General features: G+C 70.8%; 13 protein-coding genes. 5 read left to right on the plus strand and 8 right to left on the minus strand.

Translation table 11 applies throughout. The features are described 5' to 3' along the window. Positions 1-51 precede the first annotated feature (51 nt). The 3 genes from pheT to QE374_RS03720 are packed head-to-tail and all read right to left on the minus strand — an operon-like array spanning position 52 to position 4,261. The gene (pheT, locus tag QE374_RS03710) at positions 52-2,571 is read right to left on the minus strand and encodes a phenylalanine--tRNA ligase subunit beta (RefSeq protein WP_309732291.1); all 2,520 of its coding nucleotides are present in this window, start codon (positions 2,569-2,571) and stop codon (positions 52-54) included. Then, positions 2,571-3,617, minus strand: a complete 1,047-nt coding sequence (pheS, locus tag QE374_RS03715; protein ID WP_309732294.1) for a phenylalanine--tRNA ligase subunit alpha — start codon at positions 3,615-3,617, stop codon at positions 2,571-2,573. Before pheS ends, pheT begins: the two co-directional genes overlap by 1 nt. An 11-nt stretch (positions 3,618-3,628) precedes the next feature. Continuing rightward, complete coding sequence (locus QE374_RS03720; RefSeq protein WP_309732296.1) at positions 3,629-4,261, minus strand: TetR family transcriptional regulator; 633 nt, start codon at positions 4,259-4,261, stop codon at positions 3,629-3,631. 51 nt (positions 4,262-4,312) lie between these two features. On the opposite strand from QE374_RS03720, the gene QE374_RS03725 reads away from it, so the two are divergent. From QE374_RS03725 to QE374_RS03745, 5 genes are read left to right on the plus strand one after another with little or no spacing between them, the layout of a single operon-like run. Then, the gene (locus QE374_RS03725; RefSeq protein WP_309732298.1) at positions 4,313-4,918 is read left to right on the plus strand and encodes a biotin transporter BioY; all 606 of its coding nucleotides are present in this window, start codon (positions 4,313-4,315) and stop codon (positions 4,916-4,918) included. Beyond that, the gene (locus QE374_RS03730; protein ID WP_309732300.1) at positions 4,888-6,012 is read left to right on the plus strand and encodes a fatty acid--CoA ligase family protein; all 1,125 of its coding nucleotides are present in this window, start codon (positions 4,888-4,890) and stop codon (positions 6,010-6,012) included. Before QE374_RS03725 ends, QE374_RS03730 begins: the two co-directional genes overlap by 31 nt. Beyond that, entirely contained in the window at positions 6,005-7,129 is a 1,125-nt protein-coding gene (locus QE374_RS03735; RefSeq protein ID WP_309732301.1) for a thiolase family protein, read from the plus strand. Before QE374_RS03730 ends, QE374_RS03735 begins: the two co-directional genes overlap by 8 nt. Continuing rightward, the gene (locus tag QE374_RS03740; RefSeq protein WP_309732303.1) at positions 7,126-7,812 is read left to right on the plus strand and encodes an ABC transporter ATP-binding protein; all 687 of its coding nucleotides are present in this window, start codon (positions 7,126-7,128) and stop codon (positions 7,810-7,812) included. The genes QE374_RS03735 and QE374_RS03740 overlap by 4 nt, the downstream gene beginning before the upstream one ends. Then, positions 7,806-8,402, plus strand: coding sequence for an energy-coupling factor transporter transmembrane protein EcfT (locus QE374_RS03745; protein ID WP_309732304.1), 597 nt, complete (start codon positions 7,806-7,808; stop codon positions 8,400-8,402). The genes QE374_RS03740 and QE374_RS03745 overlap by 7 nt, the downstream gene beginning before the upstream one ends. Before the next feature lie 2 nt (positions 8,403-8,404). Here QE374_RS03745 and QE374_RS03750 read toward each other — a convergent pair whose 3' ends face one another. The 5 genes from QE374_RS03750 to QE374_RS03770 form a co-directional block, all read right to left on the minus strand. After that, a complete protein-coding gene (locus tag QE374_RS03750) occupies positions 8,405-9,316 on the minus strand; it encodes an amino acid ABC transporter permease (RefSeq protein WP_309732305.1) in 912 nt (303 codons plus the stop codon). Beyond that, complete coding sequence (locus tag QE374_RS03755) at positions 9,313-9,960, minus strand: amino acid ABC transporter permease (protein WP_309732306.1); 648 nt, start codon at positions 9,958-9,960, stop codon at positions 9,313-9,315. The genes QE374_RS03750 and QE374_RS03755 overlap by 4 nt, the downstream gene beginning before the upstream one ends. A 69-nt stretch (positions 9,961-10,029) precedes the next feature. Continuing rightward, the gene (locus QE374_RS03760) at positions 10,030-10,944 is read right to left on the minus strand and encodes a glutamate ABC transporter substrate-binding protein (RefSeq protein ID WP_309732307.1); all 915 of its coding nucleotides are present in this window, start codon (positions 10,942-10,944) and stop codon (positions 10,030-10,032) included. 49 nt (positions 10,945-10,993) lie between these two features. Beyond that, complete coding sequence (locus QE374_RS03765; RefSeq protein ID WP_309732308.1) at positions 10,994-11,782, minus strand: amino acid ABC transporter ATP-binding protein; 789 nt, start codon at positions 11,780-11,782, stop codon at positions 10,994-10,996. 91 nt (positions 11,783-11,873) lie between these two features. Continuing rightward, entirely contained in the window at positions 11,874-12,674 is an 801-nt protein-coding gene (locus QE374_RS03770; RefSeq protein WP_309732309.1) for an RNA methyltransferase, read from the minus strand. Between the last annotated feature and the right edge of the window lie 49 nt (positions 12,675-12,723).

Consider the following 12,723-nt stretch of genomic DNA (forward strand, 5'->3'; position numbering starts at 1 on the left):
GCGGCACCGTTTCCGTGCGCCACAGCATGTGACGCACGGGCGACGGGGAACTCAGTCGCGCAGGACGGCTCCGAACCGCTCAGCGGCCACAGCCACGCCCGCGAGCTTCGCGTCGGTGGCCTCCGCCGAGGTCAGCGTGCGGTCGTCCGCGCGGAACCGCAAGGCGAACGTCAGGCTCTTCGAGCCCTCGTCCACCCCCTGGCCCCGGTAGTCGTCCACGAGCCGCGCCGACTCGAGCAGGGCTCCGGCTCCGTCGACGAGCGCTGCACGCACATCGGCGGCCGCGACGTCGGCGGGAACCACGAGCGAGACGTCCTGCGTCGCCGCGGGATAGCCCGACAGCGACGCGGCGACGACACGCGAGCCCGCGGTCTCGACGAGGAGATCGAGATCGAGCTCGGCCACCGTGATGCGGCCGGGAAGGTCGGCGGCCTCGGAGACGGCGGGAAGCAGCTCCCCCACGTACCCGACGGCGGTGTCTGCGACCGAGACGATGCCGGTGCGACCCGGGTGCAGGGCGGCACGCCGGCCTTGCGCGATCGTCACCTCGACACCCGCTGCGGCCGCGATCACGCGCACCGCGTCGAGCGCCTCGCTGAGTCCCGCGGCCTCCGCGGAACGCCCGGGCTGCTTGGGCGCGACGGCGCCCGCCACGAGGACGGCCACGTGGCGGCGCTGCGGCGGGATAGAGCCGTCCAGCTGCGCGAGCGTCGCCGCATCCGGGCGCACCGCCAGCGGCGGGACGAACGAGGTGCCATCGGTGACGCCGGGTTCGGGAAGGAACACCGACCCCGCCTCGAACAGGCTCAGATCCACCAGTCCGCGCGCGACGTTGCGGTGCGCGACCTGGAGCAGGCCCGGCACCAGGGAGCGGCGGAGATACGCCGCCTGCGAGTCGAGCGCATTGGCGAGCTTGATGCTCGGCACAGAGGACCCGTCGACGCTGCCGTGGAGGTCGTTCTGCTCACGCGCGACGAACGGGAACGACGGCGTCTCGACGTAGCCCGCGGCGGCGAGCGCGTTCGAGACGCGGCGCCGACCCTGCTGCGCCGGTGTCCAGCCGCGTCCCGAGGGGGCGACCGGGAGCACGGAGGGAATGCGGTCGTATCCCTCGATGCGGGCGACCTCCTCCGCGAGCGTCCACGCGTCGGTCAGGTCGGGGCGCCACGTCGGCGCGTCGACGAACCACATCGAACCGGTGTCATGCACCGTGGCGCCGATCAGCTCGAGGGCGGCGACGATCTGCTCACGCGTGTAGTCGACGCCGATGAGGCCCGGCACGAAGTCGTACTCGAGCGCGATCGCCTCGCGCTCCAGTTCCGCCCCGAGCGCCGCGCCGGTCGCGTCGGCGGTGCCGCCGGCATACTGCACCATGAGCTCGACCACGCGCTGGGCGGCCGCGTACGGGACCGCCGGGTCCACTCCGCGTTCGAAGCGGCGCGAGGCCTCCGACGGCAGCTTGTGGCGACGGGCCGTGCGGGCGATCGAGATCTGATCGAAGATCGCCGCCTCGATCAGCACGTTCGTCGTGGCATCGCTCATCTCGGTGGCGGCACCGCCCATGACGCCGGCGAGGCCGATGGGACCCGAGTCGTCGGTGATCAGCAGGTCCTCGGCGTCCAGCGTGCGAACGGTCCCGTCGAGGGTCTCGAGCTTCTCCCCCGCCTGAGCCCGGCGCACGGTGATCCCGCCGGTCAGCTTGTCGAGGTCGTACCCGTGGATCGGGTTGCCGAGCTCGAGCATGACGTAGTTGGTGATGTCGATCAGGATGCCGAGCGAGCGGATGCCGGCGAGGGTCAGACGCGTGATCATCCACGGCGGCGTGGGTCGCGAGGCGTCGACGCCCCGCACGACGCGGGCGACGAACTCCGTGACACCCGCGCGGCCGCGGATCGGGTTCTCATCGGACACGGCGAGCGGGAAGCCCGTCCCCGGCTCGTCGAGCGGGCGCTCGGCGGGGTCGCGGAAGGCGGCGCCGGTCGCGTGCGAGTACTCGCGGGCCGCGCCGCGGATCGAGAGCGCGTAACCGCGATCCGGGGTCACGTTGATGTCGACGGCGATGTCGTCGAGACCCAGCAACGAGATCGCATCGGTTCCGACGGGCGCGTCGATGCCGAGCTCGACGAGGCGAAGGATGCCGGAGTGCTCGCTGCCGAGCCCCAGCTCCTTCGCCGAGGCGATCATGCCGTCGGACACGTGGCCGTAGGTCTTGCGTGCCGCGATCGGGAAGGGACCGGGAAGCACCGAGCCGGGCAGGGTCACGACGACCTTGTCACCGGGGAAGAAGTTGCGGGCGCCGCAGACGATGCCATGGACATCGGCTCCGCCGTCGGCCGCCGTCTCACCCTCGGGCGCGACGCGCACCTGACACCACCGGATCGTCTTGCCGTTGGACTGCGGCTCCTCCTCGAACGAGAGCACTTCGCCCACGACGATCGGCCCCTGCAGCTCGAACCGGTGGACGTCCTCCTCCTCGAACCCGACGCGCACGAAGGCGGCCAGCACGTCCTCGGGAGTGGCCTGGGCAGAAACCTCGACGAACTCACGCAACCACGACAGCGGAACGCGCATCACACCACCATCCCGAACTGCTCGCTGAATCGCACATCACCCTCGGCCATGTCCCTCATGTCCTGGACGTCGCTGCGGAACATGAGGGTCCGCTCGATACCCATGCCGAAGGCGAAGCCGGAGTACTCCTGCGGGTCGATGCCCGCCGCGCGCAGCACGTTGGGGTTGACCATGCCGCACCCTCCCCACTCGATCCAGCGCGCGCCGCCCTTGAAGGTCGGGTGCCAGAGGTCGAGCTCGGCGCTGGGTTCGGTGAAGGGGAAGTAGTTGGCACGGAAGCGCGTCTTGGCCTCCGGCCCGAAGAGCTGGCGCGCGACGTGGTCGAGCGTGCCCTTCAGGTGCGCCATCGTGATCCCCTTGTCGATGACGAGTCCTTCGAACTGGCTGAAGACCGGAAGGTGGGTGGCATCGAACTCGTCGGTGCGGTAGACCCGGCCGGGGCACACGACGTAGATCGGCAGCTCGCGCTCGAGCATCGACCGCACCTGCACGGGGCTCGTGTGGGTGCGCATGACGAGGTGGCGATCGACCGGGTCGACGAAGAACGTGTCCTGCATCTGACGCGCGGGGTGATCGACGTCGAAGTTGAGCGCGTCGAAATTGAACCACTCGTGCTCGAGCTCCGGCCCTTCGGCGATCTCCCACCCCATTCCGACGAAGATGTCGCCGATCTGCTCCTGCAGGAGGGTGAGCGGATGCCGCGCGCCCACGCGCGTGCGGGTGGGAACCGCCGTGATGTCGACCCGCTCGGCTTCGAGACGCGCCGCCGTCTCCGCCGTCTCGATCTCCGCCTCGCGGGCGGCGAGCGCCTGGTTCACCCGGCCCCGTGCCTGACCGACGAGCTTGCCGAACTCGGCCTTGCGCTCGTTCGGGACGTCGCGGAGACGGGCGTTCAGCCGCGCGAGCGGCGAGCCCTCCCCGGCGTGGGCACTGCGCGCGGCTTTGAGGGCGGCGGAGTCGGCGGCTGCGGCGATGGCGGCCAGGGCCTCGTCGACCGCGGTGCTCACCGCATCGGGAGTGATCTCGTTCTGGGGTGCGTCGGACACGGTGATCGAGTCTACCGGCGCGCTGAGGGCTCCGAAGCGGCCGGGAGATCCGCTGCCGCGGTGATGAGTGCGAGCGCGGCGGCGAAGGGATCCGGTCGCCGGCTCGTCACGCCATCCGGTGTGAGAGCGGCCTCGCGGGCGGCGACCCCGAAGGCGTCGGCTGCGGTGCGCTGCTGCTCATGGAAGGTGTACCCGACGACGAAGTGCGTGACCGCGTCGGCCACGACCTGCGGCGCGTGCCCCGCATCCGGATAGCGCTCGGCGAGCACCAGGTGAAGGGGCGATTGCACCAGGCCGAGCGCAAGAGAGCTGGACACGACCTCGGCGCCGTCACGATGCGCGAGCAGACGGTCGTGAAGCCGCTCCCCCAGCACGCGCGCAGCCTCGCCCAGCTGCCGTGTCGCGCCGGTCTCACGGTCTGCGCCCACGGGAGCGAGGATGCGGGCGCTGACAGCGGCGAGCAGTTCCTGCTTGTTCTCCACGTGCCAGTAGAGGGCGCTGGGCTGAACGCCGAGCTCGTCCGCGAGCCGGCGCATCGACAGATCGGGCAGCCCGACGCGATCCAGCAGCGCGAGAGCCGCATCCACGACGTCCGTCTTCGAGCGACGGGGCGCGCGCAGGGAGTTTGAGCCGTCGGCCGTCATGCGGGTACTGTACCTGAACAGTGTTCACATGAACGCCGTTCAGGAGGATCCATGACCGCGCTCGCCCCTTCGGTGCGCCGCCGACTCGACGCCACCGACATCGCCAGAGCCGGCGTTTTCGCCGCCGTCATCGCCGTGCTCGGCGTGCCCGGCGCATTCACCATCTTCGGCGCGGTGCCCATCACCGCCCAGACGCTCGGTGTCATGCTCGCCGGCGCCATCCTCGGCCCCGCCGTCGGGGCGCTCTCGGTCACGGCGGTGCTGGCCCTGGTCGCCGCAGGCCTCCCGCTCCTCGCGGGCGGACGGGGTGGGATCGGCGTCTTCTTCGGACCCACGGGCGGCTACCTGCTCGGGTGGATCGTCGGGGTCGTGATCATCGGACTCATCGTGCACGCCGCCGGACGCCGGCCGGTGTGGTGGCGCACCTTCCTCGGCACCCTGGTGGGCGGCGTGCTCGTGGTCTACGCCGTCGGCGTCCCGGTGCAGGCCCTCGTGCTGCGGATCGGACTCGGCGAGGCAGCGCTGTCGAGCCTCGTGTTCCTGCCGGGCGATCTCCTCAAGGTGGTCGCCACGACGTTGATCGTCGGCACCCTCGTGCGCGGATATCCGCGAGCCTTCCGGCGTCAGTGGCGCTCTCTGCCGGCCACCGCCGCGTGAGCGGCGTCGTCGTCCCGATCGAGGCGGGTGACGCCTCCTCGCGCCTCGAACAGCTGAGACGATCGGGCCAGGTTCCCCTCGTGCTCGATAAACGCTGGCCCGCACAGGTGCGCGCCGGCATCCTCTCGCTCCTCGCGCGCACTCCCCTTCCCGCGGGCGCAGAGTGGGCAGCTCTGACATCCGGCAGCTCGGCCGCGCCTCGCGTCGTGGTGCGCACGCATGCGTCCTGGGCGAGCTCGTTCCCCGCGGTGGAGCGGCTGCTCGGCACGCGGCCCGGAGACGCCGTGCTGCTGCCGGCGCCGCCGAGCTCGTCGCTCACGCTCTTCTCCTTGGCCCATGCTCTGGCCGGCGGCCCAGCACCCGAGTTTGCCGCCACCAGCTCCCGCGCGACCCTCTTCCACGGAACCCCCACCCACTTCGGCGCGATCCTCGCCTCGGACGGCGCCCCGCAGCTGCGTGCGGCGCTCGTCGGAGGGATGACGCTGCCGGCCGACATCCGCGCCGAAGCCCTTGCCCGCGGCATCCGCGTCGTGGAGTACTACGGCGCAGCGGAGCTGTCGTTCGTGGCATACGACGATGACGGGAGAGGTCTGCGCGCGTTCCCCGGCGTCGAGATCGCGGTGCGCGACGAGGTCATCTGGGCCCGCTCTCCGTACAGCGCGCTCGGCTACCTCGGCGAGCCCGGTCCGCTCCGGCGCGATGGCGAGTGGGTCAGCGTCGGCGACCGCGGGGAGCTCGAGGATGGCAGGCTGCGGGTGGCGGGACGCGAGGACGAGGCGATCCAGACGGCGGGCGCCACGGTCATCCCGTCGGAGATCGAGCGGACCCTACGCACCCTGGACGGCGTCGCGGATGTCGCCGTGGTCGGCCTGCCCGCACCCGGCGTCGGCCGGCTCGTGGCCGCCCTCATCGAACCCGTGCGACCCGGCTGCCTGGATGCGGCGATGCTCCGCGCCGCGGCATCACACCTCTTCGCGCCGGCGCACCGGCCGCGTCTGTGGTTCGCGGGTACGATCGCCCGCACCTCGTCCGGCAAGATCGCCCGCGCCGAGGTGGAGCGACAACTGTCGTCGGGAGAGGTGCCCCGTGTCTGACGTGCTGATCGTGTCGGCGCGCCGCTCCGCACTCACGACGCGGGGCCGGGCGTTCGCGGGTGTGAGCGCCGATCGCCTGGCCGCACCCGTGCTGCGCGCTGCCGCCGATGACGCCGCGCGCACGATCGGCGCGCCGTTCGAAGTCGCTGATGTCATCCTCGGCAACTGTCGCGGCCCGGGCGGCAACACCGCCCGCCTCGCCGCGTTGGCCGCCGGCTTCGGCGCGCACACTCCCGGTGCGACGGTGGATCGGCAGTGCGGCAGCGGGCTGGCCGCGGTCATCGATGCCGCACAGGCGATCGCCGCCGGCGACGAGCGCCCCCGGGTGGCGGGCGGGGTCGAGAGCGCCTCGACGGCGCCGGAACGACGCATCGACGGGACGTCCTTCGCACGGGCTCCCTTCGCCCCCGCCGGCTGGCCGGACCCCGACATGATCGATGCCGCCGATGCGCTCGCCCGCCTCGACGGCATCGACCGTGAGCGTCAAGACGCGGCAGCCGCCCGCAGCCACCGGCGCGCAGCCGCGGCCCGCGAGTCGGGGCGTCTTGCGGCGGAGATCGTCCCGATCGACGGGGTGAGCGCGGATGACTCCGTCGGCGGCGCACTGGCCCTGCTCCCCCGGCTCACGCCCTTGCGCGAGAACGGCACCGTGACGGCGGGCACGGCCACGCGCATCGGCGACGGGGCGGCAGCGGTCGCCCTCGTCGGCGCAGCGCGGCACGCACACGTACCAGGACTCCTGGTCCGCTCGCACGCCGTCGTCGGCGTCGACCCCGCCTACCCCGGGCTCGGTGCGGCACCGGCCATCGAGGCGGCGCTGGCCGCATCCGGCACCGAGCTCGCGTCTGTCGCGGCGTTCGAGATCGTCGAGGCGTTCGCGGCGCAGTCGCTCGCGGTACTGGGGCGGCTCGGACTCGCCGACGACGATGCGCGGGTGTGCGCCGACGGCGGCGCTCTCGCGCTCGGCCATCCGTGGGGCGCGAGCGGCGCCGTCGCGCTCGTGCGGCTGTTCTCACGACTGGTACGCGCCGGGCGCCCGTCCGGGAGCATCGGTGTCGCCGCAGCATCCGTGGGCGGCGGCCTGGGGATCGCGATGGTCGTCGAGGTGGTGAGGTGAGCGTGATCCGACTCGACCGGCTCGGCGTGCGCCTCGGGGACATCGAGGTGCTCCGCGACCTCGATCTCGATCTCCACGCCCGCACGGTCGCCGTCGTCGGCGACAACGGCTCCGGCAAGTCGACCCTCGCGCGCGTGGTCGGCGGCCTGGTCGCGCCGTCCACCGGATCGGCCCGGGTGCTGCAGCTCGACCCTGTCCACGACGCCGCCGAACTCCGCCGCCGCGTGGCGATCCTGTTCAGCAACCCCGACGCCCAGATCATCATGCCGACCGTCGCCGAGGACGTCGCCTTCTCACTACGCGGGCAGACGATGAGTCGCATCGAGCGAACGGACCGGGTGACGGCCGCTCTGGCACGTTTCGGGCTCGCCGAGCTCGGCGACCGCTCGGCGCACGACCTGTCGGGAGGGCAGAAGCAGTTGCTGGCGTTGTGCGGCGCGTTCGTGCGCGAGCCGGAGCTCGTCGTCGCCGACGAGCCCACCGCCTATCTCGACGGCCGCAACGCCCGGATCGTGGCCGACCATCTCCTCGCGGACACCGGGCATCGTCTGCTGCTTGTCACCCACGACCTCGCCCTCGCCGAGCGTTGCGAGGCGGCCGTCCACGTGGCGGGCGGTCGCGTGGTCGCCGTCGGCGAGGCGCGGGACGTCGTGCGCTCCTACGCGACGAGCCTCGGATGTTGAGCCTGTACCGACCGGGCACCGGGCCCTGGCACCGGATGCCGGCCGGACGCAAAACGCTCCTGCTGCTCGCGCTCGTGCTCGGGGTGTCACTGCTGCCCGCCACCTGGCTGTCGTGCGCCATCGCCGCGGGTCTCGTCCTGCTCTGCTATGCGGCACCCGGCATGGGGTGGGCACGGCTGGGACGCCAGATCTGGGCGCTTCGGCTGCTCGTCGTGATGAGTTTCATCGGACAGGTGATCTTCCTCGGTCTCGAAGCGGCCTCGATCGGCACGGTGCGCATCGCTTCCGCCGTCGTGCTGGCAGCACTTCTGGCCCTGACGACGCCCGTCTCCGCACTGCTGGAGGTCTTCGAACGTGCACTGTCGCCGCTGCGCCTCGTCGGACGGGACCCGAGCCGCGCCGCCCTCCTGCTGGTCGTCGCGTTCGGCGCGGTTCCCACCCTCGTGCGCCTGGCGCATCAGGTCCGCGAGGCGCAGCGTGCGCGAGGGGCCGGCCGCGGCATCCGTCCCTTCGCCGTGCCCTTCCTCGTTCTCGCCCTCAAGCACGCCGACGACGTCGGCGAGGCGTTGACCGCGCGCGGCGTGCGCTGAGTTCAGAGAGCGCTGGAGTCGTACTTGCCCGCCCCCCGCTGCGCCGCGATGACCTCCGTGTCGGTCGTGGCGCGGCCCAACGGGGCGGCCTGAGGCCCGCGACCCGCCCGCTGCGACGAGCGCATCCGGATCTCGACCCACTTGGCGATCCCGGCAAGCACCAGGCACAAGGCGATGTAGATCGCGGCCGCCACCATCCCCGCCTGCAGGATCGGGCGGTCGAACTGCGCCTGGGTGCCGATCAGACGGGCGTAGTACAGCAGCTCGTTGTACGTGATGATGTAGCCGAGCGCCGTGTCCTTGAGCGTCACGACCAGCTGAGCGACGATGACGGGGAGCATCGCCCGCACCGCCTGCGGCAGCAGGATGAGGCGCATCACGCCCGCCTTGCGCAGCCCCAGTGCGTATCCGGCCTCGCTCTGGCCGCGCGGCAGCGACTCGACGCCGGCGCGGATCACCTCGGCGAGCACGGAGCCGTTGTAGACGGCGAGTGCGATCACCACGGCCCAGTACGCCTCGAGGCGCACGCCGACGACCGGAAGGCCGTAGTAGAGCAGCATCATGAGGATCAGCACGGGCACCGCTCGGAACAGCTCGATGATGGCCGTGGCGGGCCACCGCACCCAGGCGTGGTCGGACATGCGCCCCAGGGCCAGGACGAATCCGAGGACGACGGAGGCCACCGCGGCGGCGGCGAACGCGGCCAGGGTGCGACCCGTGGCCGCGAGGATCTGCTCCCACACCGTCGTGAAAGTGAAGATGTACCACTTCTCGGCGGAGAACTGACCTGTGACGATGAGTCGGTAGACGACGAAGCCGCCGAGGCCGAGGATGACGAGGACCGTGATCGCCGCGATGATCCGGTTGCGGATGATCGCGCGACGGCCCGGCAGGTCGTACAGAACGGAGCTCATCGCGCCACCCTCCATCGGTTCTCGAGTCGTCGCTGCACCACCGAGAGCGCCAGCACCATCACGACGAAGATCGCCGCGACCCACAACAGGACGACGAGCGCGTTCTCACCCCGCTCACTGAGGTTCGCTCGGATGACGCCGAGTTCGGCGACCGAGAAGCCGGCGGCGATGGTGGTGTTCTTGAGCAGTGCGATGAGCACGCTCATCATGGGCGGCACCACCGAGCGGAACGCCTGCGGCATGATCACGAGCGTCATCACCTGCCCGAACGTCAGCCCGAGCGCGCGGGCCGCCTCGGCCTGACCGACCGGCACCGTGTTGATGCCCGAGCGCAGGACCTCCGCGACGTAGGTGGCGGTGTAGATCCCGAGCGCCCACATCGCGAGCACGGTGTAGCCCGGGTTCGGCAGATCCAGCGCGGGGTACCCGAAGGCGAAGAAGAAGAAGATGACCGTGAGGGGCGTGTTCCGCACGATGTTGACGTACACCGTGCCGACACCGCGGGCGATCGGCACCGGGGAGACGCGCATGGCACCCACGAGCGTCCCGAGCACCAGCGCGATCAGCGCGCCCGCGAAGAAGAGCAGCAGCGTGTTGCGCAGCGCGATGCCCCAGATGTCGAGGTTGTCGACGATCACGTTCATCTCAGAGGTCCTTACCGTGATCCGGTGAGGGCGGTCCCGCGGCGGAGACCGCCCTCACCTCAGGGTCTGTCAGCCGGCTGCGTCGACCGCGGGCTGCTCGACGGTGATCCCGGACGCACCGAGGTTCTTGTCGAAGATGGCCTGCCAGATGTCGCCGCCGTCGGTGAACATCTCGTTGATGTGCTCCAGCAGGACGGTGTCACCCTTCTCGAGGCCGACGCCGTAGCGCTCCTCGCTGAACGGCTCGCCGACGACCTTGAGCTCGTCCGGGTAGAGGGCCGCGTAGCCGATCAGGATGGCCTGGTCGGTGGTGACCGCATCCACCTGGCCGTTCAGCAGCGCCTCGACGCAGGCCGAATAGACGTCGAACTCCGTCGTGGGCACTCCCGGAAAGTTCGCCTTGATGTTCTGGATCGGCGTGGAACCCGTGGCCGAGCACACGTTGGTGTCGGGGCCGAGATCCGCTTCGCTGGCGATGTCGCTGTCGCTGGCGACGAGCAGGCCCTGGCCCGTGATGAAGTACGGGCCGGCGAAGTCGATCTGCTCCTTGCGCTTGTCGGTGATGGAGTAGGTGCCGACGTAGTAGTCGATGTCGCCGTTCACGATCGCCTGCTCGCGGTTCGCCGAGGCGATCGGCTGGAACGTGATGTCCTCCTCGCCGTAGCCCAGGGATGCGGCGATCCAGCGGGCGATGTCGATGTCGAAGCCGGTGCGCTCATTGGTGGTCACGTCGAGGAAGCCGAGACCCGGCTGGTCCTCCTTGACGCCGACGATCACGCCGCCGCGCTCGGTGATGCGGTCGAAGGTGGGGCTGCCCTCGAGCGAGACGTCGGTGGCGGTCTCGAACCAGACCGAGCTCTCGTCGGTGCCTTCCGAGCCGCCGGCGGCGCCCCCGGGCGTCGGCGATCCGCTGTTGCACGCGGTGAGGCCCAGGGTGGCGACGGCCGCGAGTCCCAGAAGGGCGGTCAGTCGTGTGGTGCGCATTTCTCTCTCCTTGCTGTGGGGGGATTGGTGCGGGAAATACGTGCGGGGGTCAATGGGTGATGAGCTTGGAGAGGAAGTCCTTCGCTCTCTCGCTCTTCGGGGAGGTGAAGAAGGCGTCGGGCGCGGCCTCCTCGACGATGCGTCCGTCGGCCATGAAGACGACCCGATCGGCGGCCTTGCGCGCGAATCCCATCTCGTGCGTCACGACGATCATGGTCATGCCGGACTCGGCGAGCGAGGTCATGACGTCGAGGACCTCGTTGATCATCTCCGGGTCCAGCGCGCTGGTGGGCTCGTCGAAGAGCATGACCTTCGGCGTCATCGCCAGAGCGCGGGCGATCGCGACACGCTGCTGCTGGCCGCCCGAGAGCTGGGCAGGAAGCTTGCTCGCCTGATGCGCCACGCCGACGCGCTCGAGCAGCGTCTTCGCCTCGCGCTCGGCGTCCGCCTTCTTCATGCCCTTGACCTTGATCGGGCCCAGAGTGACGTTCTCGAGGATCGTGAGATGGGAGAAGAGGTTGAACGACTGGAAGACCATGCCGACATCCGCTCGGAGCGCCGCGAGCTGCTTCCCCTCACTCGGAAGCTTCTCGCCGTCGATCGTGATCGTGCCGCTCGTGATCGTCTCGAGCCGGTTGATCGTGCGGCACAGCGTCGACTTGCCGGATCCGGACGGTCCGATGACCACGACGACCTCGCCGCGGTTGACGGTGAGGTCGATGTCGGTCAGCGCCTGGAAGTCGCCGTAGTGCTTCTGGACGTCGGTGAGCACGACGAGCGGGTCGCCGCGACGCACGGTGATGTTCGAAGTCGGGGGTGCGGCATCCGAGGGCGTCATCTGGACAGACTATGAATCGCCCGAGCGCACCCCGGGGGCTCTTGACCGATCTCTCACGGACTTCTAACGTTCGCCCGACGCGGGCGACGCGTCAGCTGCGCTGCGCGAAGGCGGACTCGTAGAGGCACACGCTCGCCGCCGTGGCGAGGTTGAGGGACTCGGCGCTGCCGTAGATCGGAAGCCGCAGGGCCGCATCGGCGAGCTCGAGCGCCGTGTCCTCGAGGCCTCGCGCCTCGTTGCCGAACAGCCACGCGGTCGGCTGCGCGAGCAGGCCCGCCGCCCGGGCCTCGAGCAGGTCGTCACCCTTGACGTCGGCGGCCACGACACGAAGTCCCGCCCCGCGGATGGCGGTGACGGCGCTCTCGAGCTCACCGGCACGAGACAGCGCGATGTGGAAGAGCGATCCGGTGGTGGCACGGACCACCTTGGGGTTGTAGGGATCGACCGTGCGGCCGGTCAGGATCACCGCGTCGGCGCCCGCGGCGTCGGCAGCGCGGATGATGGTCCCGAGGTTTCCCGGGTCGCGCACCTCCTCGCAGATCGCGAGCAGGCGCGGACCCGCGGCGAGCACATCGCGCAGCGAGGTGGGGAACTGCCGAGCGACGGCGACGATTCCCTGCGGCGTCACGGTGTCGGCCATCGCCTCGAGCACCGGCTCGGCGGTGTACTCGATGTCGAGCCCGGCCTCGGCCGCGGCATCGCGCAGGTCCTGGTGACGCTCGAGAGCGGTCGGGGTCGCGAAGAGCTCGACGATGCTCTCGGGCCGGAAGGCGAGGGCTTCGCGGACGGCCTGCGGGCCCTCCAGAAGGAACAGGCCCGTCTCGTCGCGGGCTGCCCGCTTGGCGAGCTTGGCGACGGCGCGAACGCGTGGGGATCGGGGATTCTCCAGCACGTTCCCAGTCTAGGGTGACGCGGGTACGCCGAAGGGGCGCCCTCCGTGC

This window comes from Microbacterium sp. SORGH_AS_0428, from assembly GCF_031453615.1.
Taxonomy (GTDB): domain Bacteria; phylum Actinomycetota; class Actinomycetes; order Actinomycetales; family Microbacteriaceae; genus Microbacterium.

Bases quoted from the DNA above. Each gene is read 5' to 3' on its own strand.
- pheT (WP_309732291.1), bottom strand. From the start codon at position 2,571: ATGCGCGTTCCGCTGTCGTGGTTGCGTGAGTTCGTCGAGGTTTCTGCC.
- QE374_RS03720 (WP_309732296.1), bottom strand. From the start codon at position 4,261: ATGACGGCCGACGGCTCAAACTCCCTGCGCGCGCCCCGTCGCTCGAAG.
- QE374_RS03725 (WP_309732298.1), top strand. From the start codon at position 4,313: ATGACCGCGCTCGCCCCTTCGGTGCGCCGCCGACTCGACGCCACCGAC.
- QE374_RS03745 (WP_309732304.1), top strand. From the start codon at position 7,806: ATGTTGAGCCTGTACCGACCGGGCACCGGGCCCTGGCACCGGATGCCG.
- QE374_RS03750 (WP_309732305.1), bottom strand. From the start codon at position 9,316: ATGAGCTCCGTTCTGTACGACCTGCCGGGCCGTCGCGCGATCATCCGC.
- QE374_RS03755 (WP_309732306.1), bottom strand. From the start codon at position 9,960: ATGAACGTGATCGTCGACAACCTCGACATCTGGGGCATCGCGCTGCGC.
- QE374_RS03760 (WP_309732307.1), bottom strand. From the start codon at position 10,944: ATGCGCACCACACGACTGACCGCCCTTCTGGGACTCGCGGCCGTCGCC.
- QE374_RS03765 (WP_309732308.1), bottom strand. From the start codon at position 11,782: ATGACGCCCTCGGATGCCGCACCCCCGACTTCGAACATCACCGTGCGT.